Here is a 23,350-nt window from a genome sequence, read left to right on the forward strand (position 1 = left end):
TTTAACCTCTCTCCTCTTGAGTGAAAGATAAAACATGCCCAAACGCGCAGATATCAAGAAAATTCTCATCGTCGGCGCCGGGCCGATTGTCATTGGTCAGGCCTGCGAGTTCGACTACTCCGGCACCCAGGCCTGCAAGGCGCTGAAGGAAGAGGGGTACGAAATCGTCCTGCTCAACAGCAACCCGGCGACCATCATGACCGACCCCGGCTTTGCCGACCGCACCTATGTCGAGGCGGTGACCCCCGAGGTATTGGCGCGGATCATCGAGAAGGAGCGCCCCGACGCCCTGCTGCCGACCCTGGGCGGGCAGACCGCCCTCAACACGGCGGTGGCGGTAGCCAAGAACGGCATCCTCGACAAGTTCGGCGTGGAACTCATCGGCGCCAAGCTGCCGGCCATCGAGATGGCCGAGGACCGCACCCTGTTCAAGCAGGCGATGGAGCGCATCGGCGTGGCTGTCCCCCGCTCGGGCCTGGCCCATAACTATCAGGAGGTGATGGAGGTCATTGAACATGTTGGTTTTCCCGCCATCATCCGCCCCTCCTTCACCCTCGGCGGCACCGGCGGCGGCATTGCCTACAACCGGGAAGAGTACGAGCAGATGGCCATGGCCGGCATCGATGCTTCGCCGACAGACGAAATCCTGGTCGAAGAATCGGTCATCGGCTGGAAGGAGTACGAGCTGGAGGTCATGCGCGACCTCGCCGACAACGTGGTCATCATCTGCTCCATCGAAAACCTGGATCCCATGGGCGTGCATACCGGCGACTCCATTACCGTCGCCCCGGCGCAAACTCTGACCGACAAGGAATACCAGATCCTCCGCGACGCCTCCTTGCGCATCATCCGGGAAATCGGCGTGGAAACCGGCGGCTCGAACATCCAGTTCGGCATCAACCCCGAGGACGGCCGACTGGTGGTGATCGAGATGAACCCCCGTGTTTCCCGCTCTTCAGCCTTGGCCTCCAAGGCCACCGGCTTTCCCATCGCCAAGATCGCCGCCAAGCTTTCGGTCGGCTACACCCTCGATGAGATTCCCAACGACATCACCCGGGAGACCTACGCCTCTTTCGAGCCAACCATCGACTACGTCGTCACCAAAATTCCCCGCTTCACTTTCGAAAAGTTTCCCAAGGCCGACGCGACGTTGACCACGCAGATGAAGTCGGTGGGGGAGGTCATGGCCATCGGCCGGACCTTCAGGGAGAGTTTCCAGAAGGCGCTGCGCTCTCTGGAAATCGGCTCCCACGGTCTGGAGAGCCGGTTGTTCGACGTGCATGAAGAAATGCGACGGGAACTGACGGAAAGCGAGCAGGCCCTGCTTCAATCCCGGCTGCGGGTGCCCAACTGGGAGCGACTCTGGTATGTGGGGGACGCCTTTCGCGCCGGCTTTACCATCGACCAGGTTCATGAACTGACCCGCATCGACCCCTGGTTTCTGCACCATCTTGCCGCCATTGTCGCCATGGAGTCGAAACTGATCGCCCTCGCCCCTTCCGCCCGCGAGGATGGCGAAACGCTGCGCGAGGCCAAACAAAACGGTTTTTCCGACAAACGTCTGGCCCAACTCTGGCAAACGACGGAAGGGGACATTCGTACCCTGCGTCACCGCTTCGGCGTGCGCCCGGTCTACAAGCGGGTCGATACCTGCGGCGCCGAGTTCGTTGCCTTTACCCCCTATCTCTACTCGACCTACGAAGAAGAGTGCGAGGCGGCGCCGAGTGACCGCAAGAAGATCATGATTCTCGGCGGCGGTCCCAACCGCATCGGCCAGGGGATTGAATTCGACTACTGCTGCGTGCATGGGGTCTTCGCCCTGGCCGAGGACGGTTTCGAGACGATCATGGTCAACTGTAACCCCGAGACGGTCTCCACCGACTATGACACCTCGGATCGCCTCTACTTCGAACCCCTGACCCTGGAAGACGTGCTGGAAATCGTCGCCGTGGAAAAACCGGTCGGGGTCATTGTTCAGTTCGGCGGCCAGACCCCGCTCAAGCTGGCGGTGGCCCTGGAACAAGCGGGAGTGCCGATCATCGGCACTTCCCCCGACGCCATCGACCGCGCCGAGGACCGGGAGCGCTTTCAGGCGCTGTTGCACAAGCTCGACCTGAAACAGCCAGAAAACGGCTTGGCCCGTTCCTTCGAGGAGGCCGAGAAGGTAGCAGAACGCATCGGCTACCCGGTGGTGGTGCGGCCGTCCTACGTACTCGGCGGCCGGGCGATGGAGATCGTCTACGAACTGGAGCAGCTTTGCAATTACATGAAGCACGCGGTCGAGGCTTCTCCCGAGCATCCGATTCTCGTCGACAAGTTTCTGGAAGACGCCATCGAGGTCGATGTGGACGCCCTCTGTGACGGTCAGGAGGTCGTTATCGGCGGCATCATGCAGCACATTGAAGAGGCGGGTATTCACTCAGGCGATTCGGCCTGCTCCCTGCCGCCTTATTCCCTGGCGCCGGCCATCGTTGACGACATCCGCCGGCAGACCGCGGCCCTGGCCCTGGAGCTGAAGGTCGTCGGCCTGATGAACATCCAGTTTGCGGTCAAAGACGGCATCGTCTACCTCCTGGAAGTCAACCCCCGGGCGAGCCGCACCGTCCCCTTCGTCTCCAAGGCCACCGGCCGGTCGCTGGCCAAGATCGCGGCCCGGATCATGGCCGGAAAAACTCTGAAAGAACTGGGGGTTTCAGGAGAAATCACCCCCAAGCACATCTCGGTAAAGGAATCGGTCTTCCCCTTCGTCAAGTTTCCCGGCGTCGATACCCTGCTCGGACCTGAGATGAAATCGACGGGCGAAGTCATGGGCATCGACTACGAATTCGGCAAAGCCTTCGCCAAGGCGCAGTTGGCGGCCAACGTCAAGCTGCCGTTGAGCGGCAGCGCCTTTATCAGCGTCAAGGATGCGGATAAGCGCCATATCCTCGAATCGGCGCGGAAATTGGCCGAAGCCGGTTTCAAACTGGTGGCGACTCACGGCACGGCGAGCTATCTGGAGGCTCACGGGGTTTTGGTCAGCCCCATCAACAAGGTCAAGGAAGGTCGGCCCCACGTTGTCGACGCCCTCAAAAGCCGGGAAATCCAACTGGTTTTCAATACTACCCTGGGTCCCCAGTCGGTTGCCGACTCTTATTCCATCCGCCGCACCGCGCTGATGAACAACGTCGCCTACTACACCACCGTCGCCGGCATTAACGCCGCTGTCGACGGCATCCTCGCCATGAGCCGCGAAGCTCTTGACGTGACGCCGCTACAAGAGTATTATCCGCCGAAATAAAGGTTTTCTTTTCAGCGAAAAAACGGTATGAATACACATGTCGGGCGGGGTAACCTGCCCGACACTATTTTTGGAAAAGGAAAGAGAAGCAGCCATGTCCCATTCCCTACCCATGACCCAGGAGGGCTATCAGCGCCTCCAGGAAGAACTCAAGAAGCTGATTCGCGTCGATCGTCCTAAAGTCGTTCAGGACATCGCCGAAGCCCGCGGCCATGGAGATCTCTCAGAAAACGCCGAGTACGACGCCGCCAAGGATCGTCAGGGTTTCATCGAAGGTCGAATCAAGGAACTGAACGACAAGATTGCCCGCGCCCAGGTCATCAACCCGGCGGAGCTCGATACGGACAAGGTGGTCTTCGGCGCCACTGTTACCATCTTCGATGTCGATTCCGGCACGGAAGTGACCTATCAGATCGTTGGTGAGGATGAAGCCGATCTCAAGCAGGGAAAGATTTCGGTGACCTCCCCGGTGGGCAAGGCCCTTATCGGCCACAAGCTCGATGACGAAGTGCGCATCAAGGTTCCCTCGGGGCTGCGCATCTACGAAATCATCGATATCAAATACGAATAATCAAAGGAGACCCGCTATGAGCCAGAAAATCACCAAGGATATGACCTTTCATCAGGTGATGCAGATGAGTCCGGAAGTCGTCGGTGTGCTGCGCCAATTCCGCCTCGGCTGCGTCGGTTGCATGGGTGCCATGAGCGAAAGCCTGGAGCATGGCGCCACCGCTCACGGCCTGGATATCAACGAGCTGCTCAAAGCGCTCAACGCCATTTTCGAAAAGTAATCGGGAGGGGAGGGGATGCCCCTGACTCCCACCCGAAATCGCGGTATGCAACTACTTTCGACCCCCCTGGAAACGATCCGGGGGGTCGGTCCCCGTGTCCTGGAAAAACTCGCCAAACTCGGACTCCACACCGTGGAGGACGCCCTCTACTGCCTGCCTTTCCGCTACGAAGACCGCCGCCAACTGAAGAAGATCGCCCAACTCGTACCCGGCGCCGCCGAGGTTTTTACCGGTGAAATTACCTACGCCGGCGAAACCGTCACCCCTCGTGCCCGCAAGAAGATTTTCGAGGCAATGGTGAGCGACGGCAGCGGCCAGGTAGCCCTCAAATGGTTCCGCTATCGCGGCGACTGGATGCAAAAACAGTTTGCCGTCGGCCGCAAGGCGGTCTTCATCGGCGAGGTCAAACGCTTCGGCGCCCTGCGCGAAGTGCATCATCCCGACGTGGAATTCCTTCCCGACGGTGCCGACGCCGAAATCGTCCTGCGCGCCGACCCTTTAAGTTTCGGCCGCATCCTGCCGGTCTACCCCCTCACCGAAGGCCTGCCACAAAAGAGCCTGCGCAAGATCATGAAGGAGGTGGTCGAGCGCTATGCCCCCTTGGTAACCTCCGCCATTCCCAAGGAGATCGCTCGCCGCCGGAATCTGCTCCCATTGGCCGAGGCCTTGGCTCAGGCCCATTGGCCCGAAGGCGAGGTTTCTTTGCGGGAACTGGAAGAGGGGAGGGATGCCGCTCGCCGCACCCTGGTCTTCGACGAGTTCTTCTTTCTCGAACTTGGCCTGGCCCTGAAACGGCGCGGCATCGTTCTGGAAGAGGGCATTCCCTTCCAGGTCCAACACCGCTACACCAGACCCCTCGCGAAGATGCTCCCTTTCCGGCTCACCGCCGCCCAGCGCCGGGTCCTCGGCGAAATCAAAGCCGATCTGATGGCCCCCCATCCCATGAACCGGCTGGTGCAGGGGGATGTCGGTTGCGGCAAGACCATCGTTGCTCTGATGGCGGCACTCATCGCCATCGAAAACGACACCCAGGTGGCGGTCGTGGCGCCGACGGAAATCCTCGCCGAGCAGCATTACCGGCAATTCCATCATTGGCTCGAAGCCCTCGGCTTGCGCTGCGCTCTGCTGACCGGCTCGCAAACCGTCAAAGAGAAGCGCGAAACTCTTGAAGCGATCCGTGCCGGTGCCATCCATCTCGTTGTCGGCACCCATGCCCTGTTGCAGGAAGGGGTGGAATTTCAGCAGCTTGGCCTCGGGATCATCGACGAACAGCACCGCTTTGGCGTACGCCAACGGGGGGAGCTCAAGCGTAAAGGGGTTTCCCCGCATATCCTGGTCATGACCGCCACGCCCATCCCCCGCACCCTCTCCCTGACCCTCTACGGCGATCTCGCCCTGTCGGTAATTGACGAACTGCCGCCGGGTCGTACGCCCGTCGTCACTAAGATGCTGAGTGAAAATCACCGTGACCGGGCCTATAATTTCATTAAAAATGAGGTGGGGCAGGGGAGGCAGGCCTACATCGTCTATCCGCTGGTGAAGGAATCCGAGAAGTCCGATCTCCTCGCCGCCAGCGAAGGGGCCGCCCATCTGCAAGAGAAGATTTTCCCCGATTTCAAGATCGGCTTGTTGCACGGCCAGATGAAGCCGGACGAAAAAGAGGCGGTGATGGATGACTTCAAAAAGCGCCGACTTGATATTCTCGTGTCGACCACAGTTATCGAGGTCGGCATCGACGTGCCCAACTCCACGGTGATGCTGGTGGAACACGCCGAGCGTTTCGGCCTGGCCCAGCTCCATCAGCTGCGCGGACGGGTCGGGCGCGGCGCCGACCAGAGCCATTGCCTGCTGATCCGCTCCCAGCGCTGCAGTGAGGACGGCATGAAGCGCTTGCAGGTGATGACCGAAACCAACGACGGTTTCCGTATCGCCGAAGCCGACCTGGAAATTCGCGGCCCCGGCGAATTCCTCGGCACCCGGCAATCGGGCCTGCCCGACTTCCGCGTCGCCAATCTCCTCCGTGACGGACGCGTCCTCGAAGAAGCCCGTCAGGAAGCTTTCCGCCTCGCCGCCGAGGTGGATTTCATGACTCATCCAAAGTACGAGGAGTTACGACAAGTTCTGATGGAGCGCTGGGGGAATCGACTGGAGTTGGCGAGTATCGGCTAAGAGGGAAAACCCCGTCGGGAACGGATCATCCTATTGTATTGGTGGTGACTTGACGGAGTGGCGTTTCGCAACCATAATGGTTCCAAAGTGAAAGGAGGAGCCATGCCCACGACTCTGACTCTTAAAAATATCCCCGACGAGGTTTACGCCCGCCTTAAGGCTTCCGCTGAATTGCATCGGCGTAGCATCAACAGCGAAGCCATCGTCTGTCTGGAAGCTGTTCTGACCCCCGGCGGTTTTGCCGCCGAAGAACGTTTGCGCAGGGCACGTCAACTGCGCGGCCGAATTGAAACGGTCTTTCATGCGGACGAGCTGGATGCCTTCAAACGGGAAGGCCGCTCGTGATCGTCGTCGATACCAACATTCTGGTCTATCTGTACCTGCCTTGCGAATTCACCCCCCAGGCCGAGCAGTTGCTGCTGGACGAGCCGCAGTGGGCCACGCCCATTCTCTGGCAAAGTGAATTCAGAAATGTTCTGGCCGGTATTCTGCGCCGAGGGCAGTTAACCTTGGTGCAAGCGGTTCAACTGCAACAGGAGGCTGAAACGATGATGGCCGGTTTCGAATTCGACGTCAGCTCCGAATCGGTCCTGACTCTGGTGGAGAGGAGCGATTGCTCGGCCTATGATTGCGAATTCGTAACGTTGGCACAACATCTTGGAGTCAAACTGATCACCATGGACGGTAAAATATTGCGGGCGTTCCCCGAAACCGCCGTGGCGCTGACGGCACGGTAATAGGCGTCGAAAAGTATCAATAAAAACAAGTGGTTGAAACTGAACAAATCCCAACCTCCAAATTTGCCCTGTAATCGACTTTTTTCGACCGGCCCTGGCTTGGATATGGGGAAAAATCTCATCTTTAGCGACTTTGTGATTAAAGGGGGATCGCAACATCCATGACCTGGTTTCCATTGCCACTTTCTCTCGCTCGGCCCCTTTGGTTTTACGTCTGCTTTAGTTTACATAATATATCTTATGCGACGTAACGTGTTGATGTCCGCCTTTAGCTGTTGCCGTCCAGAAACTTCTCCCCCGAAATAGCGCATGACTTCTTGCTCACGGAAATTTTCGACATTTTCCACGTGACTATGTTAAATTGCCCGCCAATCAAGCAGTTATTGAAAAGGATCTTGGATAGATGAAAATTGAATGGTACCCCGGGCACATGGCGAAAGCCCGTCGGCAGGTTGCCGATGTCATCATGTCCTTCGATGTCATTATCGAAGTGCTTGACGCCCGTCTTCCCGTTTCCAGCGCCAATCCCATTCTCGGCACCCTGCGTCGCCATAAACCCTGCATCAAGATTCTGAACAAAAGCGATCTCGCCGACCCGGAGGTCACCCAGGCGTGGGTGCGTTTTTTCGACGCGCAGAAAGATGTGCGCGCCCTGCCCTTTGATGCCCGCGACCGGGGCCAGGTCGGATTCATCACCAAACTGTGCAAGCAGCTCGCGCCCAAGCGCGCTAAGCCCGGCTTCCCCCTGCGGGCAATGGTGGTCGGCATCCCCAATGTCGGCAAATCGACCCTCATCAACACCCTGGCCGGCAAGAAGATGGCGCGGGTCGGCGACCGGCCGGCCATCACCACCTGCCACCAGCAGGTCGACCTGCGCAACGGCATCATGCTCTCCGACACGCCGGGGCTGCTCTGGCCGGACATGGAAAATCAGGACGTCGCCTATCGGCTGGCAGCGAGCGGCGCCATCGGCGACAGCGCCATCGATTATCTCGAAGTGGCGCTCTATGCCGGAGACTATCTCCTGCGGCGCTATCCCGAAATGCTGCGCGAACGCTACGGATTGGCTGATCTTCCCGAGACGCCCACCGCGCTGGTCGAGGCCATCGGCCACAAACGGGGTTGTCTGATGGCCGGTGGCGACATCGATATGCACCGCGCCGCCGAGGCCTTCATCCGCGAGCTGCGCGGCGGCAAGCTTGGCCGCGTCAGCTTCGAGGAACCTTCAGAAGAGACCTTAGATTCAACCGATAACTCATAAATAACACTGGAGATATTATGCTGGTCGATTTTTACGTCGGAAATATCGCCTTCGAAACGACAGAAGAAGAATTGCAGAAACTCTTCGAGGTGGCGGGCAAGGTGCGCTCCATCCACATGATTACCGATCACCAGAGCGGTCAGTTCAAGGGCTGCGCCTACGTCAAGATGGCCGACGTCAAGGTGCGCGAGGTCGTCGATACCCTCGACGGCGCCCTTCTCGGTCCGCGCAAGATCGAGGTTTCCGAGGCGCGGCCGCAAAAACCCGGGCCGGCCAAGCCCGGCGGCGGGAAAAAGCCCGCGCGCCTCGACCGCCCCGGAAAACGCCGTCCGTAACTGGGGATGAACCATGAACCGCGAAAGCCCCCTGCTCTTTTCGGAGTCAGGGGGCTTTCACGGTTCTAGCCGGTTTCCGACGGGTCTTCAGGAATCTGTGCGCCGTGCCAGACGGCCACGACCCAGACCACATCGTCTTTGACCCGATAGAAAAACCGATAGGGCGTCACGATGACCTCACGGTAGTGAATGTCCGGAAACTCCGGAAGAGTTCGTCCGGTTTCGGGATAATCGCGGAGACGGGAGAGGATTTTCTCGGTCTTCTGCCGAAATGAAACCGCCGCGAGCGGGTTGTCGCGGCGGATATAGGCTAATGCGTGCAGAAACTGATCGCGTGCCGCTGGGGTAAAGACGATTTTCATTGCTGTTCCGCCAGAAGCGCATCCGCGTCGGCGAGCACGGCTTCCAGGTCGAAGCCGACGCCGGCCTCGATGTCCCGCTCGCCACGAGCAAGCAATCGCAGGATTTCAAGCTCATGCTGGGTTTGTTCGTATTCTTTCATGCTGACCATCACGGCGGCGGCCCTTCCGCGCTGAGTGATAATCAGGGGTTCGCGGGAAACGGATACGCGCTTGATGACGCCGCCGACGTCCTGGCGAAGATCCGAGATGGGGATGATTTTCGGCACTCTTGGCATTGGTTGTACCTCCTGTTGTACTTTTGAAAGTAGCATCTGGAGGTGGCTGACGCAACGGTCTTTTTTCGGGTGATGTTACGCCTTTGATTTGGAGTCAGGGGGCTTTCGCGTTCAGCTGCGATCCTTGGCGGCGCGGTAGACGGTCAGGCGATCACGGCGGCCGACCGCCACCACAATCACCAGAACCTTTCGGTCGTCAACCTGGTAGACCAGCCGATAACCTGCATTTCTCAGCTTAATCTTGTAACAGTCCGGCAAGTGGCGCAGACGATCCGCTTCAACCCTGGGCTGGACGAGCCTTTCGGCGAGCTTTTTCTTGAACTGATGACGAACCGACTCGTCCAACTTGCGCCATTCCTTGAGCGCGGACACCTTGAATTCGAGTTCATAGGTCATCAAGGCTGACCTTCACTGTCGCTTCCTCGGCCCGTTCTTCCACCAGTTTCACCAATTCGTACTCTTCGAGTTTTTCCATCACGGCCTCGAAGGTCTCGGCTGGAACCAGATAGGCGCTCGGTTTGTTGTGGTTCAAAATCGCCACGGGAGCGCCTTCGGCCTGAAGGATAACGCGACTGGGATTTTTCTTGAGGTCGCTGATGCTGACGGATGCGGAGGCGAAAATTCGGTCCATAATAAGCCCTTAGAATAGGTTTAAATATGGCACCATAATAACCTGGGGATCGCAGGGAATAAAAGAGTTTATTTTCTCAAGGCAGAAAGTTATGGAATTTCATAGGTTTAATCAAGTTGATTGGGTTGACGTCCTGATTTACCCCTCAGTTGATCATCCTGGCAACTTGGAAGCCTGACCCGCTGCTGTTCCACCTGACCCGCTGCTGTTCCACTGCCGTGACCTATGGCCTGCTGCGGTCCTATTAGTCATTTTTCGCTAAATATGGGGCAAAGAATGCATGATCTACTTGGTAAATCCGCTTGGGCTTCAGACCCAACTCGATGCTTTCGAACATTTCTACGAGTTTTTCACCATCTACAAGCTCAACTGGCGGGGCACCATCACGATCTGCTTCTCGACGCGCATCCGTCGTGAAAGTTCCGGTTGTCATAATAATGCCCTTGTCTGCCCGTCCGATCATGGCGTTGCGGAAATCACCGACCTGAGCCCGAGAAACCGCACCTTTGTACCGCTTGCACTGGAAAAGAACCTTGAAACTCACGAAAGGATTAACCTGAAGTATGCCAATCCCATCGATCCCTTCATCTTTTGGACCGCCAGTGACCGTTACCTTCTCGAATCCGGACTCTCGAAGTAAACGCGCGCAAACGCGCTCAAATCCCTCCGGTGTCAATCCTTTCAAAACCTCCAGTAAAACCTGTTTGTGATCATCATCGTCTACGCTCTGCTCAATGGCAGCAGGAATGTCCGGATCGGTGCCCTTCTTGCGTGCATCAGAATGAATTTTGACCCATTTGAGGAATATTTGCCTACCTGCCTCATCGCTCAGTTTGGTTTCGTTGCCTTTCTCAGTAAGCGACCAAACACCACGGGTCGAGCTATCTAGAAGTCCCTCCCAAACTAAGTATTGTCGAGCCCAAGCAACTTGGTTATGAAATCTGGACTGACCAGATTTGAGCGTTTCCTCCTGTTTTTTATCTGGAACCGAAAGCCTTTCAGCTACAAGCTCAGAGACCTCACGGGGCTTACCGGAGCCACCAAGATAACGAAGTGCATCAAGAATAGGCCCCATCCATCTAACGAACTCCGATTGTCTTTTCGACATTTCCCTCGTCCTGTATCTGCCCGTCTGATTAATTGCTAGCAATTATGGGCATTTGCATTAAAAGTAAATCCTTAAGTCTGGTCAGAATCAGCACCAAATTTACTTTTCCTCTTCACCGGCGGCTTCTTCCCGACCGGTTTCGTCCGCGCCGCTTTTTCGACTTTCTTCCCCGGTCTTTTTTTAAATGGTTTTTCCTTGCCCGACGCGGGTTTGCCTTCGTCGAGGCTGAGTTGCAGGCGTTGGCCGCAGACCCAGACGTCTTTGAGCAGACGGATGGTTTCCTTGGGCAGATCGGCGGGGAGGTCGACCAGGCTGAAGGCGTCGTGGAGTTTGATCTGGCCGATGTGGGTACTGCTCAGTTGCGCCTCGTTGCTGATGGCGCCGACGATATGGCGGGGTTCGACGCCATGGATGCGGCCGACCTCAATGCGGTAACGGCGCATGTCGCCGGTCTTCTCGCGGACGCGCGGGCGCTCCGGGGCCTCGGGCGCCGCCTTGACCTTCTCTTCGGCGCCGCCTTCCATTTGCAAGGGTTTGTCCTTCTGCACCAGATAAGCCAGAGTCGCGGCAATGCGGCGCAGGCCGACATCGTATTCATCCTGATAGTTGTCGATTAACTCCTCGAAAAATTCCAGATCCTGCGACTCCATCGCCTCGGCGATCATCTCTTTAAAGAGGCCGATGCGCCGGTCGGTGATGTCCTGGCGACTCGGCAGAGTCATCGGTGTGATCGGCTGGCGGGTGGCCTGTTCGATGGCATAGAGCATCCGCCGCTCGCGGGGGGCGACGAAGAGGATGGCCTTGCCTTCCCGCCCCGCCCTCCCCGTCCGGCCGATGCGGTGGATGTAGGCCTCGGTGTCGTAGGGGATGTCGTAGTTGACCACATGGCTGATGCGCTTAACGTCGAGGCCGCGGGCCGCCACGTCGGTGGCGACGACGATGTCAAGACTACCGTTTTTCAGGCGCTCGACGGTCTTCTCGCGCATCGCCTGGGTCATGTCGCCGTTTAAGGGCGCGCAGGAAAAGCCCCGCGCTTCGAGTTTTTCCGAGAGTTCGACGGTGTCGATCTTGGTGCGGACGAAGATGAGCATCGCCTCGATCTCTTCCGCTTCGAGAATGCGGGTCAGGGCATCGAGTTTGTGCAGTCCCTTCACCTGCCAGAAACGCTGGCTGATGGTCTCCACCGTCGAGGTCTTGGTTTTGATGCGGATTTCCACGGGATTTCTGAGGTGCCGGCGGGCCACCTGCAACACCTCGTTGGGCATGGTCGCGGAAAAAAGCGCGGTCTGCCGCGTGGGGGGCGCATGTTCGAGAATCTGCTCGACCTCCTCAATGAAGCCCATCTTGAGCATTTCGTCCGCTTCGTCCACCACCACCGCCAGCAGCCGGTCGAGCTTGAGCGTGCCCCGGCGCAGATGGTCCTGAATCCGCCCCGGCGTTCCCACCACCGCCTGCACGCCCCGCGACAACTGGCGCAACTGCTGACTCATGTTCTGGCCACCGTAGACCGGCAACACCTGAAAACCCGGCAGATGGCGGGCGTAGGTCTGCATCGCCTCGGCCACCTGCAAGGCCAGTTCGCGGGTTGGCGTCAGCACCAGAATCTGCGGATATTTCAGCGCCGGGTCGATGCGGCTCAAGAGCGGCAGGGAAAAAGCGGCGGTCTTGCCGGTGCCGGTCTGCGCTTGGCCGAGCAGATCGCGCCCTTCCAGCAGTGGCGGGATGCTCTGGGCCTGGATTGGCGAGGGGGTTTCGTAACCGACTTCGTCGATGACCCGGAAAACGGCCGGGGCCAAGGCGAGATCGGCGAAACTGACGATGGCTTCTTCGCTCATGGGAATCCTTTGCGGAGGGAATGGAACAATGGCAAGTCGCCCCATCATAATCGTTCAAAAAGAAAAACAAAAGGCGCCGTGACCGGAAAAGTCAGGACGCCTTTAAAATACCCTCTTCCGGAGGGAGAGGGGTTGGACGGGCGTTTGTCTCTTACATCCGCTCCAGCGTTTCGATGCCGAGGAGCGCCAAACCCTGTTGCAGCGTCCGAGCGGTGAGCCGGGCGAGTTTCAGGCGGCTGGCGCGGATGGCGGCATCGTCGCAGTTGAGGACCGGGCAGCTCTGGTAGAAACCGGAGAAAATTCCGGACAGGTCATAGAGATAGCCGCAGAGAAGATGCGGCCAACCGCGTTCGGCGACGCGCTGGACCACCTCGCCGAACTGGGCGAGCTTGCCGGCGAGTTCCTTCTCCACTTCTTCTTCCAGGCGGATGCTCCCTTGCAGCGCCTCGGCGTCGATCTCTCCCCGCCGGAAAATGCCGGCCACCCGAGTGTAGGCGTAGAGCAGATAGGGGGCGGTGTTCCCCTCAAAGCTGAGCATCTGGTCGAAGCTGAAGACGTAATCGCTGGTGCGGTGTTTGGAGAGGTCGGCGTACTTCACTGAGGCGATGCCGACCACTCGGCCGATGTGGCGCAGCTCTTCCTCGCTCATTTCCGGATTTTTGGCCTTGACCAGCTCATAGGCGCGGGACTCGGCCTCGTCGAGCAGATCGGCGAGTTTGGCGACGCCGCCGGAGCGGGTCTTGAAGGGCTTGCCGTCCTCGCCCATGACCGTGCCGAAGGGCATGTGTTCGAGGCTGGTGTGCTCATCGGCGAATCCGGCTTTGCGGGCGACGGCGAAGAGCTGCTGGAAATGCAGGGATTGGCGATGATCGACGAAATAGAGCAGCCGGTCGGCCTTGAGGACGCGCAGACGGTAGCGGATGGCGGCGAGGTCGGTGGTGGCGTAGAGATAGCCGCCGTCCTTCTTCTGGACGATCATCGGCAGGGGTTCGTCATCCTTCCCCTTGAATTCATCGAGAAAGACGCAGCGGGCGCCCTGATCTTCGGTAAGCAGACCGGCGGCGGCCAGATCCTCGATCACCTGGGGCAGATCGTCGTTGTAGGCGCTCTCGCCGCGCACATTCTCACGGGTCAGGGCGACGTTGAGCCGGTCGTAGATCTGCTGGCAGTGAGACAGGGAGATGTCGAGGAATTCCCGCCAGAGACGATTACAGTGGGCATCGCCGGACTGGAGATCGACCACCAGTTGCCGGGCGCGGTCGGCGAATGCGGGGGACGCGTCGAAGCGCCCCTTGGCCTCGCGGTAGAAGCTCTCCAAGTCGGAAAGCTGCATGCGGATCTCTCCCGCCTGCCCTTGCAGTTCCTCCATGTGCGCCAGGAGCATGCCGAACTGGGTACCCCAGTCGCCGACATGGTTGTGGCGGATGACCTGGTGACCGAGGAATTCGAGGGTGCGGGAGACGCAATCGCCGATGATGGTCGAACGCAGATGACCGACGTGCATCTCCTTGGCGAGATTGGGGGAGGAATAATCGACCACCACCGTCTGCGGCGCGGCCGCTAGGGGAATGGCCAGGCGCGGATCGGCCAGGGCGTTTTCCAGCTGTTCGGCCAGCCAGTCGGGATTGAGATAGAAGTTGATGAAGCCGGGACCGGCGATCTCGACCCGGCGCACCAGCTTCGATGCCGGCAACTGTTCGATGAGCTCGGCGGCAAGCTGGCGAGGATTCTTTTTTGCCGTCTTGGCTCCGACCATGGCCAGGTTGGTGGCGAGATCGCCGTGGGCCTTGTCCTTGGTGCGGTCGATCTGGATGGCTGGTTCAAGGTCGGCGGGGAAGAGTCCCTTTGCTTTCATGGCGGCAAGGGCTTCTTCCAGCAACCGCTGAATCTGTTCTTTCATGATCTGCATCCTTCGCGGCGGGCTTAAAGAGCCGCGCCGAAAAAAAAGGGAGTGACCAAGTCACTCCCTTTTTCTCGTTGGTCGGGGCGAGAGGATTTGAACCTCCGACCCCGTGCACCCCATGCACGTGCGCTACCAGGCTGCGCTACGCCCCGTCAATCAACGAGGCCGGATTATCGGCGATAGCGCCGGGAATGTCAAGGATAAATTCATCCGGCTTAAATTTTATTTTATCTTTTAAAGTCAATAGGTTGGAAAATCAGAGCCGACGTTTGTCGAAGACCCGCTTGGCCTTACCTTCGTGGCGGGTGATGGACGACGGTTCGACCAGTTTGACCTTGGCGCCGACCCCGAGGGTGGAAAGGAGGCGCTTCTCCAGAATTTCGACGAAAGCCCGCTGCTTTTTCATTTCATCGAAGAAAATACTCTCGCAAACCTCGACCTGCACCTCTAGGGTATCGACATTGCCGACCCGGTCGATAACCAGTTGGTAGTGGGGTTGGCAGCCCTCGACCTGGAAGAGCACTTCCTCGATCTGGGTCGGGAAGACGTTGACCCCTTTGATGATGAGCATGTCGTCGCTGCGGCCCATGGTCTTGCGCATGCGTACCAACGTGCGGCCGCAGGCGCAGGGCGCGTAATCGAGGCTGGTGATGTCGCGGGTGCGGTAGCGAATGACCGGAAAAGCCTCCTTGGTGAGGCTGGTCAGCACCAGTTCGCCGACGGAGCCGGGGGGAAGAACCTCGCCGCTTTCCGGATCGATGATCTCCGGCAGGAAGTGATCCTCAAAGATGTGCATGCCGCAACGCTGCTGACACTCGCCGGCGACGCCGGGCCCCATGACTTCGGAAAGGCCATAGTTGTCGGTGGCGATGACTCCGAGGCGGTTTTCGATCTCACGGCGCATTTCCTCACTCCAGGGCTCGGCGCCGAAGAGGCCGACCCGCAGGGAGAGCTGCGAGCGGTCGATGCCGAGCTTGTCCATGCGCTCGGCCATGGTCAGGGCGTAGGACGGCGTACAGACCAGGGCGCTGGAGCGGTAATCCTGCATGATCATCAGCTGCTTGTCGGTATTGCCGCTGGACATGGGGATGACCGAGGCGCCGATGCGTTCGGCACCGTAGTGCAGACCGAAGGCGCCGGTGAAGAGGCCGTAGCCGAAGGCGATGTGGACAATATCGTCCTCGGTGACGCCGGCGGCGGTCATGAAGCGAGCCGCCAGTTCCGACCAGTTGTCGAGATCCTGCCGGGAGTAGCCGACCACCGTCGGTTTGCCGGTGGTGCCGGAGGAGGAATGGATGCGCACCACTTCCCGCAGGGGAACGGCAAACATGCCGTAGGGGTAGTTCAGGCGCAGGTCTTCCTTGGTGGTGAAGGGCAGCCGGGAGAGATCGGCCAAGGAGCGGATATCCTCTGGCCCCAGGCCGAGTTCACGGAACTTGGCCTGATAGCAGGGGACGTTCTCCCAGACCCGGCGCACCGTCTGCTTGAGGCGAAAGAGCTGAAGTATCTCCAGTTCGGGGCGGGGCATGCATTCGTTCGCCGGATCCCAGATACGTTCTACCGGGGCGGCATTCTGTTTGTGTTCAACTCTGGACATCGAAAATCAACAATCCGTTTGATCTACATGTTGTAGATGCGTTCACCGTAAAGAACCGTGATGCCGCCCCGGGTCAGAACCTGGATGGCTTCATCGGTGTTGTCGAAGCGGAAGATGATGACGGCATTTTCGCCGCAACGTTCGACGAAGGCGTACATGTACTCCACATTCACATGCCCCCGGTCGAGGATTTCGAGAATACTGTTGAGACCCAGGGGCCGGTCGGGAACCTCTACCGCCACTACGTCGGTCTTGTTGACGGTGAACCCCTTGCTCTTGAGCACCGCCTTGGCTTCATCCGTTTTATTAACAATGAGCCGCAAGATACCGAAATCCGAAGTATCCGCCAAGGACAGGGCGCGGATATTGACGCCCGCTTCGCCCAGAACCCGGGTAACTTCCGCCAGCCGTCCCGACTTGTTTTCTATGAAAATGGAAATCTGATCGACTTTCATGGTACCCCCTTGACTGTTGCGAACGGTCACTGTTCCTTGCGCTTGTCGATGACCCGCTTGGCCTTGCCTTCACTGCGGGCGATGGTCTTCGGCTCCACCAGGCGCACCTTGCAGGTGACGCCGAGCATGTCCTTGATCTCTTTCCGGATGCGGTTGGAAAGCCCCTGCAAGACCTTGATTTCGTCAGAAAAGGATTGTTCGTTGACCTCGACCTGCACTTCCAGGGTGTCGAGATTCTCTTCCCGGTCGACGATCAGCTGATAGTGGGGCTCGACCCCTTCGATATTAATCAGCACACTTTCGATCTGCGACGGGAAGACGTTCACGCCGCGAATGATGAGCATGTCGTCGCTGCGCCCGCTCATCCGTTCCAGACGCACATGGGTGCGACCGCAGATACAGGGTTCGGGGATGATCCGGGTGATGTCGCGGGTACGATAGCGGATCATCGGAATCCCCTCTTTGGTGATGGTCGTAATCACCAGTTCCCCCTGCTCGCCCCAGGGAAGGATCTCGCCGCTCTCCGGATCGATGATTTCGGGGATGAAGTGATCCTCCCAGATGTGCAGCCCTTTTTGCGCCTCAATGCACTCGATGGCGACGCCGGGGCCGAGGATTTCCGAGAGCCCGTAGATGTCGATTGCCTTGAGATTGAGTTTTTCTTCGATCTCCTTGCGCATCTCTTCGCTCCAGGGCTCAGCGCCGAATATCCCGACCTTGAGCTTGAGCGCCTTGAAATCGATCCCCTCCTCGGCCGCCACCTCGGCGAGATAGAGGCTGTAGGAGGGCGTACAGGTCAGCACCGTCGAGCCGAAATCCTGCATGATCATCAGCTGTTTCATGGTGTTGCCGCCGGACATGGGGATGACCGAGGCGCCCAGACGCTCGGCCCCGTAGTGAGCGCCGAGACCGCCGGTGAAGAGGCCGTAGCCGTAGGCGTTATGGATGACATCCCCCTTGTGGGCGCCGGCGGCGACGAAGGAGCGGGCCATCAGTTCCGCCCAGGTATCGATGTCGCGGCGGGTGTAGCCGACCACCGTCGGCTTGCCGGTGGTGCCCGAGGAGGCGTGGATGCGGACGATCTGCTCCAGAGGAACGGCGAAGAGCCCGTAGGGGTAGTTGTCGCGCATGTCCTGTTTGAGGGTGAAGGGCAACCGGCGCAGATCATCGAGGCTTTTGATCTGGTCCGGCGTCACCTTGGCCTTGCGGAACTGCTCCCGATAAAAGGGGACGGTGGCGTTGACCCGCTCCAGGGTCTGGCGCAGACGCTTGACTTGCAGGGATTCGATGACTTCCCGGGGCAGGGTTTCAAATTCGTCGTTCCAGATCATGACTCACCCTTTGACAAAAAACGAGATTTACCCATCAGGCCTGACGGCCGAGCTGGAAAGCGGCGAGATTTTCCTTTAGGAACCTTTCCGGAACCATCTTCTTCAAGCCCGCCAGCCACAGCTCCTCGCCAATCTCCATGCGTTGTGACAGGGCCCCAAGAAGGACGGTGTTGACGGTACGGGCGTTGCCGGCCTTCAGAGCCAGGTCGAGGCCGTCGACAATCTTGGCATCGGCGCAGACGGAGCAAATTTTTCCGGGAATATCCACGGGATAGTTTTCCGTCCCCATGGCCACGGTCGCGGGCATGACTTTCAGATCGTTGACCACCACCGCGCCGCCGGCACGCAATGTCGGCAGATAACGATAGGTTTCGAGCAGCTCGAAACCGAAGAGCACGTCGACCTGCCCGTCGGGGATGAGCGGGCTGTAGACCTTGGTGCCGTAGCGGACGTGGGACGTGACGCTACCACCCCGCTGGGACATGCCGTGGACCTCGCTCTTCTTCACGTCGAAACCGGCCAGCATCAGGGTTTCAGAGAGGATTTCGCTGGCCAGCAGGGTGCCCTGACCGCCGACCCCGGCGAGCAGGATATTTTTTACATCAGGACTCATGACCGACTCCAAAGGCATCGAATTTACAGACCTGCCGGCAGAGACCACAGCCGACGCAGAGCGCCTGGTTGACATAAGCGTGGCCCTTGCCACCCCCTTCGTCCGTCCGCCATTCAATGGCGGGACAACCGATCTTTAAGCAGGCCTTGCAGGCGGTGCAGGCTTCTGTCTTGACGAACAGCGGTGTGCTGCGCACCCCGCGGCCGTGACGGTCGAGCATGCAGGAACGGCGGGCGATGACCACCGAGGGCTCGGGTCGGCGCATCTCCTCGTCGATGACCTGCTGGGTCCGGTCCAGATCGTAGGGATCGACGACTTGCACATTGCGGATGCCAATGGCGCGGCAGATCGCTTCAAGATTGACGGGAAGCGTTTCCAGACCCGCGAGGGTGTGGCCCGATCCGGGATTATCCTGGCGACCGGTCATGGCGGTGATGCGGTTGTCGAGGATGATGGCCGTGGCCGGGGTGCCGCTGTAGGCCATGTCCATCAGGCTGGTGATGCCCGAATGGAGGAAAGTCGAATCGCCCATGACGCCGACCACCTTGAAGCGCTCCGCCTCGCCCAGGGCCTTGGCCATGCCGGTGGCGCTGCTGATGCCGGCGCCCATGCAAACGCAGGTATCCATGGCCGAAAGAGGCGGCAGGGCGCCTAGGGTATAGCAGCCGATGTCGCCGGTGACGAAGGCACCGAGACGCTTCAGGGCATAGAAGACCCCGCGATGGGAACAGCCGGGGCACATGTTGGGGGGCCGGTTGGGCAGCGGCTCGGAAGGCACCGCGACTCCCTGAGGCTGGGGCAGACCGAGAGCGGCAGCGACGCGGCTGGGGGAGAATTCCCCGCAGATGGGGAAGATCTCCTTACCCTTGACGTCAATCCCCATCGCCTTGACCTGCTCTTCGATGAAGGGATCGAGTTCCTCGATGACGTAGAGGGTTTTGCAGCGGGCAGCGAAGTCGCGGATCAACTGCTCAGGAAGGGGATAGACCATGCCGAGCTTGAGGATGTGCGCCTTGGGCAGCACTTCCTTGGCATACTGGTAAGCGATGCCGGCGGTGATGACACCGACCTCCCCCTCCCCTTCCTCGATGCGGTTGATCTCGTGGTTGCAGCCCCAGGTCTTGAGATCGAGCAGGCGCTGCTCGACCAGCGGGTGGCGCTTGCGGGCGTTGGCCGGGAGCATGACGAACTTGCCGGGGTTCCGCTCGATTTTCGGTTCGGGCAGGCCGCTGACCCGCTCCCCCAGGGTGACGATGGATTTTCCGTGGGAGATGCGCGTATTGGAGCGCAGCAGGACCGGGGTATCGAACTGCTCGCTCAGTTCGAAGGCGAGCCGGGTGAATGCCAGTGCCTCGGCACTGTCGGCGGGTTCAAGCATCGGCGCTTTGGCCAGCCGGGCGTAGTGGCGGCTGTCTTGCTCGTTTTGCGACGAGTGCATCTCCGGGTCGTCACAAACTACCAGTGCGAGGCCGCCGCGTACGCCGATATAGGATAGGGTCATGAGGGGGTCGGCGGCGACGTTGAGGCCGACATGCTTCATCGCGACCATAGCCCGGGCACCGCCGAAACTGGCGCCGATGGCAACTTCGAGGCTGACCTTCTCGTTAGGAGCCCAGTTGGAATCGATTTCCTGGTACTGGGAAATATTCTCAAGAATTTCGGTGCTTGGCGTGCCGGGATAGGCCGAAGCGACACGTACCCCGGCCTCGAAAGCGCCGCGGGCGAAGGCTTCATTGCCGGACAGAATTGCCTGTGACATAGAACTCCTCGGTTGGGATGTAATGAAGAAAGGCGAATATAGACAATCGGGGGGTAAAAGTCAATTTGCCGGCGCAGCCGCCAAATCCAGAACGATGCCTTCCAAAAGACCGAAATCACTAACAATGATTTCGGCTTTGCGGAATCGGGCAAGAAGCCCTGAAACGATCGAAAGGCCTGGAACGATCAGGTCGCCGCGCCCCTTTTCCATCCCCGGCAGATTTTCCCGTTCGCTCACGGACATGGACCGTAAGCGGTAAAGAAAATATTCGACCCGTTCCCGTGACACCCGGTGATTGTTCACCCGCCGCCAGTCGTAATCGGTCATTTCCAAATCCAGAGCGGCGATGGTCGTGACGGTGCCGGCGGTGCCGACCAGCGCGGTCGTGTCGGTGACCGACGTTTTGACGTCGTGCAGATCTTTTTCCAATCGATCAAGGATGTCATCAATGACCTGATCCGTTTCCTCCGATGATTCGGCCAGACGGACCACGCCCAAAGGATAGCTGCGGGCGAACCGGCGCTGGTTCCTTTCGAGCAGGATGAACTCGGTGCTGCCGCCACCGATATCAAAGATCAGGCAGGACGGGGGCTGAGGCCGCAGGGCTTCGCGGACGCCGAGGGCGCTGAGGCGGGCCTCTTCGTCGCCACTGATGATTTCGACGGCAATGCCCAGTTCGTGCCGGATGGCGTGAACAAAATCCGTGCCGTTCGTCGCCAGACGCAGAGCCTGGGTGCCGACCGCTCGCAACCGTTGGACATCATGAGCGGCCATGGTCGCAACCATGTCGCGTAACGCGCAAAGGGTCCGTTCCCGGGCATCGGGAGCCAGACCCTTTATCGGGCACAACCCGCCGCCCAGGCGGGTGATGCGGCGTTCGTAACAACATGGCGTCAGTCCTTGAAGACCGACCTCGGCCAGTAACATGCGAACCGTGTTGGTGCCAATGTCGATGGCCGCAAACAATTATTTCTCCCCCACCACCGCTTGCGCCACGTTAAAGGTGTGGTCGCCGATCTTCTCGAAATTGTGCAGCATATCGATGAAGATCAGACCGGGCAGAACCGCGCATTCGCCGGTATTGAGGCGGGCGATGTGGTTGTTGCGCATCGATTCTTCCAGATAATCGATGTTGTCTTCCATATGCCGGGCCTTTTCCATGATCGTCTTGTCTTCCCGGGCCTGGCCGGCGACGACGAATTCCAGCAGGCTCTTGGTGCTTTCTCCGATCTGCACCAGTTCCGCCTCCCCCACATCCGAGAAGATAATTTTCTGGGCTCCCTTTTTCTGGCCGAGACGCCAAAGGTTTTCGCAGTGATCCCCCACCCGCTCCAGGTCGTTGACCATGTGCATCATCGAGGCGAGCTGCTTGGACGTGTCCTGGGTAATCGATTTTTGCGACAGGGCGACGAGGAAGTCGGTGATCTCCTTCTGCAAAAGATCGACAATCTCTTCCTTCTTTTCCAGAACGGCAATCCGCTTTTCGTTGCCGTCCTTCAGAAAAAGGAGGGTTTCGTCGAGCATTTCCAGGGCGATCTGACCCATACGGCGGGTTTCCGCCTTGGCCTGTCCGAGAGCGATCGGCGGGGTGTTGAGGACACGGTTGTCGATATATTTCAGATGGAATTCCATCTCTTCATCGCGGCCACGGATGATCAATGTAGTGAGCTTCGCCAAGATTCCGACGAGAGGCAGGAAGATGATGGTGTTGATGATATTAAAGAGGGAATGGGTATTGGCGATATGCCGGGCGATAAAGGGTTTGTCGCCAACGGCGGCACCCAGGGTCTGGGCCTGTTGTTGGGCCTGAATGACGAAATCGGCATCGCCGGGGGTGATGCTGTTAACGAAGGAAAGAAAGAAGGGCAACAGCAGAATCATGTAGGCAACGCCAATGAAATTGAACAGGAAATGGGCGAAAGCCGTACGCCGGGCGGCCAGATTCGTACCGATGGCGGCCAGATTGGCGGTGATGGTGGTGCCGATATTTTCGCCCAGAACCAGGGCCACGCTCGCCTCGAAGGAGATGAGTCCGGCACTGGCCAGGGCGATGGTGATACCCATGGTGGCACTACTGCTCTGGACGATTATGGTCAGAATCGTACCAATCAACACGCCAAGCAGCGGCATATCCCCGACCAGAACGAATATTTCACGAAATTCCTGGCTCGATTTCAGGGGATTGAATGCTTGCTCCATGATCTGCAGGCCGAAGAAAAGCAGACCAAAACCGAGCAACACCTCACCGATGTAGACCCACTTGCGACTGCGGGAAAAAAGTTTAAGTCCGGCACCGAGGCCGATGGCGGGCAAGGCGTATTTGGTGATCTTGAAAGCAATGAGCTGGGCAGTAATGGTGGTGCCGATGTTGGCGCCAAGAATAACGCCGATGGACTGGACCAAGGACATGAGGCCGGCATTGACGAAGCCGACCACCATGACCGTCGTGGCGCTGGAGGACTGGATGATGGCGGTCACGGTTAGACCGACCAAGGTGCCGATAATCCGGTTGTTGGTCAGGGCGGAAAGAATCTTGCGCATGCGGTCGCCGGCGATCTTCTGCAACCCTTCGGACATGATCTTCATGCCGAAGAGAAAAAGTCCCAGTCCGCCGACCAGGCCAAAGATCAGTTTTTCGTTGAGAAGAATGTCCAGCATGGGTTCTCCCTGGGGATACGGTGGGCCGGCACGCGGGAATAAAAACCCCCGGCGTCCGATTCATCGGGCCACCGCGAGGAGGATGAAAGGGATGGGCTTCGAAAACGCGGGGGAACTATAAAGGATGCAATCGCGAAAAAAGCTCACGCGGCTTGAGGCATGAGCCAACCAATTCGGTTGTTGCCGGGCCGAAAGGCCTCGGCAAAATGTCGTAGATATCCCCGCAGCGGTCTTAATGGCTCTTTGAAAC

General features: G+C 58.9%; 22 protein-coding genes and 1 tRNA gene. 8 read left to right on the forward strand and 15 right to left on the reverse strand.

Features of this window, described 5'->3' with window-relative positions; all coding sequences use genetic code 11:
* Window positions 1–34 precede the first annotated feature (34 nt).
* The 8 genes from carB (at window position 35) to RBR25_RS11375 (ending at window position 8,573) form a co-directional block, all read left to right on the forward strand.
* Window positions 35–3,280 (forward strand): carbamoyl-phosphate synthase large subunit, encoded by a 3,246-nt coding sequence (gene carB / locus RBR25_RS11340; RefSeq protein ID WP_432819664.1) that lies wholly within the window; start codon window positions 35–37, stop codon window positions 3,278–3,280.
* 94 nt (window positions 3,281–3,374) lie between these two features.
* Window positions 3,375–3,851, forward strand: a complete 477-nt coding sequence (gene greA, locus RBR25_RS11345) for a transcription elongation factor GreA (protein ID WP_432819665.1) — start codon at window positions 3,375–3,377, stop codon at window positions 3,849–3,851.
* 16 nt (window positions 3,852–3,867) lie between these two features.
* Window positions 3,868–4,071, forward strand: coding sequence for a DUF1858 domain-containing protein (locus RBR25_RS11350; protein ID WP_432819666.1), 204 nt, complete (start codon window positions 3,868–3,870; stop codon window positions 4,069–4,071).
* A 15-nt stretch (window positions 4,072–4,086) separates the two neighbouring features.
* Complete coding sequence (recG, locus tag RBR25_RS11355) at window positions 4,087–6,240, forward strand: ATP-dependent DNA helicase RecG (protein WP_432819667.1); 2,154 nt, start codon at window positions 4,087–4,089, stop codon at window positions 6,238–6,240.
* Between the two features lie 102 nt (window positions 6,241–6,342).
* Entirely contained in the window at window positions 6,343–6,585 is a 243-nt protein-coding gene (locus RBR25_RS11360) for a FitA-like ribbon-helix-helix domain-containing protein (RefSeq protein ID WP_432819668.1), read from the forward strand.
* Window positions 6,582–6,977: a type II toxin-antitoxin system VapC family toxin gene (locus RBR25_RS11365; RefSeq protein ID WP_432819669.1), complete on the forward strand. Its 396-nt coding sequence runs from the start codon at window positions 6,582–6,584 to the stop codon at window positions 6,975–6,977. The genes RBR25_RS11360 and RBR25_RS11365 overlap by 4 nt, the downstream gene beginning before the upstream one ends.
* 403 nt (window positions 6,978–7,380) lie before the next feature.
* Window positions 7,381–8,238 (forward strand): ribosome biogenesis GTPase YlqF, encoded by an 858-nt coding sequence (gene ylqF, locus RBR25_RS11370; protein WP_432819670.1) that lies wholly within the window; start codon window positions 7,381–7,383, stop codon window positions 8,236–8,238.
* 17 nt (window positions 8,239–8,255) lie between these two features.
* Window positions 8,256–8,573 (forward strand): RNA recognition motif domain-containing protein, encoded by a 318-nt coding sequence (locus RBR25_RS11375; protein WP_432819671.1) that lies wholly within the window; start codon window positions 8,256–8,258, stop codon window positions 8,571–8,573.
* Window positions 8,574–8,638: 65 nt separating this feature from the next.
* On the opposite strand, the gene RBR25_RS11380 is transcribed toward RBR25_RS11375, so the two are convergent.
* From RBR25_RS11380 to RBR25_RS11450, 15 genes are all read right to left on the reverse strand, one after another.
* Complete coding sequence (locus RBR25_RS11380; protein ID WP_432819672.1) at window positions 8,639–8,935, reverse strand: type II toxin-antitoxin system RelE/ParE family toxin; 297 nt, start codon at window positions 8,933–8,935, stop codon at window positions 8,639–8,641.
* Window positions 8,932–9,210, reverse strand: a complete 279-nt coding sequence (locus RBR25_RS11385; protein ID WP_432819673.1) for a type II toxin-antitoxin system Phd/YefM family antitoxin — start codon at window positions 9,208–9,210, stop codon at window positions 8,932–8,934. Before RBR25_RS11385 ends, RBR25_RS11380 begins: the two co-directional genes overlap by 4 nt.
* A 111-nt stretch (window positions 9,211–9,321) precedes the next feature.
* Window positions 9,322–9,606 (reverse strand): type II toxin-antitoxin system RelE family toxin, encoded by a 285-nt coding sequence (locus RBR25_RS11390; protein ID WP_432819674.1) that lies wholly within the window; start codon window positions 9,604–9,606, stop codon window positions 9,322–9,324.
* Window positions 9,596–9,841, reverse strand: coding sequence for a type II toxin-antitoxin system Phd/YefM family antitoxin (locus RBR25_RS11395; protein WP_432819675.1), 246 nt, complete (start codon window positions 9,839–9,841; stop codon window positions 9,596–9,598). Before RBR25_RS11395 ends, RBR25_RS11390 begins: the two co-directional genes overlap by 11 nt.
* Window positions 9,842–10,085: 244 nt before the next feature.
* On the reverse strand, window positions 10,086–10,916 hold the full coding sequence (locus RBR25_RS11400; protein WP_432819676.1) for a restriction endonuclease: 831 nt from the start codon (window positions 10,914–10,916) through the stop codon (window positions 10,086–10,088).
* A 104-nt stretch (window positions 10,917–11,020) separates the two neighbouring features.
* On the reverse strand, window positions 11,021–12,784 hold the full coding sequence (locus tag RBR25_RS11405) for a DEAD/DEAH box helicase (RefSeq protein WP_432819677.1): 1,764 nt from the start codon (window positions 12,782–12,784) through the stop codon (window positions 11,021–11,023).
* A gap of 151 nt (window positions 12,785–12,935) precedes the next feature.
* On the reverse strand, window positions 12,936–14,684 hold the full coding sequence (gene argS, locus RBR25_RS11410) for an arginine--tRNA ligase (protein WP_432819678.1): 1,749 nt from the start codon (window positions 14,682–14,684) through the stop codon (window positions 12,936–12,938).
* Between the two features lie 78 nt (window positions 14,685–14,762).
* A tRNA-Pro gene (locus tag RBR25_RS11415) sits at window positions 14,763–14,839 on the reverse strand.
* Window positions 14,840–14,943: 104 nt separating this feature from the next.
* Entirely contained in the window at window positions 14,944–16,284 is a 1,341-nt protein-coding gene (locus RBR25_RS11420; protein ID WP_432819679.1) for a phenylacetate--CoA ligase family protein, read from the reverse strand.
* 23 nt (window positions 16,285–16,307) lie between these two features.
* The gene (locus tag RBR25_RS11425; protein ID WP_432819680.1) at window positions 16,308–16,739 is read right to left on the reverse strand and encodes an ACT domain-containing protein; all 432 of its coding nucleotides are present in this window, start codon (window positions 16,737–16,739) and stop codon (window positions 16,308–16,310) included.
* 26 nt (window positions 16,740–16,765) lie between these two features.
* Window positions 16,766–18,070: a phenylacetate--CoA ligase family protein gene (locus RBR25_RS11430; protein ID WP_432819681.1), complete on the reverse strand. Its 1,305-nt coding sequence runs from the start codon at window positions 18,068–18,070 to the stop codon at window positions 16,766–16,768.
* A 34-nt stretch (window positions 18,071–18,104) separates the two neighbouring features.
* On the reverse strand, window positions 18,105–18,683 hold the full coding sequence (locus RBR25_RS11435; RefSeq protein WP_432819682.1) for an indolepyruvate oxidoreductase subunit beta: 579 nt from the start codon (window positions 18,681–18,683) through the stop codon (window positions 18,105–18,107).
* Window positions 18,673–20,442, reverse strand: coding sequence for an indolepyruvate ferredoxin oxidoreductase subunit alpha (iorA, locus tag RBR25_RS11440; RefSeq protein ID WP_432819683.1), 1,770 nt, complete (start codon window positions 20,440–20,442; stop codon window positions 18,673–18,675). The genes RBR25_RS11435 and iorA overlap by 11 nt, the downstream gene beginning before the upstream one ends.
* 60 nt (window positions 20,443–20,502) lie before the next feature.
* Window positions 20,503–21,408 carry an exopolyphosphatase gene (locus RBR25_RS11445; protein ID WP_432819684.1) on the reverse strand — a complete coding sequence of 302 codons (906 nt, stop codon included), beginning with the start codon at window positions 21,406–21,408 and terminating at the stop codon, window positions 20,503–20,505.
* The gene (locus RBR25_RS11450; protein ID WP_432819685.1) at window positions 21,409–23,100 is read right to left on the reverse strand and encodes a Na/Pi cotransporter family protein; all 1,692 of its coding nucleotides are present in this window, start codon (window positions 23,098–23,100) and stop codon (window positions 21,409–21,411) included.
* Window positions 23,101–23,350 lie beyond the last annotated feature (250 nt).

The sequence above is a fragment of the Trichloromonas sp. genome, assembly GCF_034006665.1.
GTDB lineage: Bacteria > Desulfobacterota > Desulfuromonadia > Desulfuromonadales > Trichloromonadaceae > Trichloromonas.

Coding starts and splice junctions, on each gene's coding strand:
- carB (WP_432819664.1), top strand. CDS start 35: ATGCCCAAACGCGCAGATATCAAGAAAATTCTCATCGTCGGCGCCGGG.
- greA (WP_432819665.1), top strand. CDS start 3,375: ATGTCCCATTCCCTACCCATGACCCAGGAGGGCTATCAGCGCCTCCAG.
- RBR25_RS11350 (WP_432819666.1), top strand. CDS start 3,868: ATGAGCCAGAAAATCACCAAGGATATGACCTTTCATCAGGTGATGCAG.
- recG (WP_432819667.1), top strand. CDS start 4,087: ATGCCCCTGACTCCCACCCGAAATCGCGGTATGCAACTACTTTCGACC.
- RBR25_RS11360 (WP_432819668.1), top strand. CDS start 6,343: ATGCCCACGACTCTGACTCTTAAAAATATCCCCGACGAGGTTTACGCC.
- ylqF (WP_432819670.1), top strand. CDS start 7,381: ATGAAAATTGAATGGTACCCCGGGCACATGGCGAAAGCCCGTCGGCAG.
- RBR25_RS11375 (WP_432819671.1), top strand. CDS start 8,256: ATGCTGGTCGATTTTTACGTCGGAAATATCGCCTTCGAAACGACAGAA.
- RBR25_RS11380 (WP_432819672.1), bottom strand. CDS start 8,935: ATGAAAATCGTCTTTACCCCAGCGGCACGCGATCAGTTTCTGCACGCA.
- RBR25_RS11385 (WP_432819673.1), bottom strand. CDS start 9,210: ATGCCAAGAGTGCCGAAAATCATCCCCATCTCGGATCTTCGCCAGGAC.
- RBR25_RS11390 (WP_432819674.1), bottom strand. CDS start 9,606: ATGACCTATGAACTCGAATTCAAGGTGTCCGCGCTCAAGGAATGGCGC.
- RBR25_RS11395 (WP_432819675.1), bottom strand. CDS start 9,841: ATGGACCGAATTTTCGCCTCCGCATCCGTCAGCATCAGCGACCTCAAG.
- RBR25_RS11400 (WP_432819676.1), bottom strand. CDS start 10,916: ATGGGGCCTATTCTTGATGCACTTCGTTATCTTGGTGGCTCCGGTAAG.
- RBR25_RS11405 (WP_432819677.1), bottom strand. CDS start 12,784: ATGAGCGAAGAAGCCATCGTCAGTTTCGCCGATCTCGCCTTGGCCCCG.
- argS (WP_432819678.1), bottom strand. CDS start 14,684: ATGAAAGAACAGATTCAGCGGTTGCTGGAAGAAGCCCTTGCCGCCATG.
- RBR25_RS11420 (WP_432819679.1), bottom strand. CDS start 16,284: ATGTCCAGAGTTGAACACAAACAGAATGCCGCCCCGGTAGAACGTATC.
- RBR25_RS11425 (WP_432819680.1), bottom strand. CDS start 16,739: ATGAAAGTCGATCAGATTTCCATTTTCATAGAAAACAAGTCGGGACGG.
- RBR25_RS11430 (WP_432819681.1), bottom strand. CDS start 18,070: ATGATCTGGAACGACGAATTTGAAACCCTGCCCCGGGAAGTCATCGAA.
- RBR25_RS11435 (WP_432819682.1), bottom strand. CDS start 18,683: ATGAGTCCTGATGTAAAAAATATCCTGCTCGCCGGGGTCGGCGGTCAG.
- iorA (WP_432819683.1), bottom strand. CDS start 20,442: ATGTCACAGGCAATTCTGTCCGGCAATGAAGCCTTCGCCCGCGGCGCT.
- RBR25_RS11450 (WP_432819685.1), bottom strand. CDS start 23,100: ATGCTGGACATTCTTCTCAACGAAAAACTGATCTTTGGCCTGGTCGGC.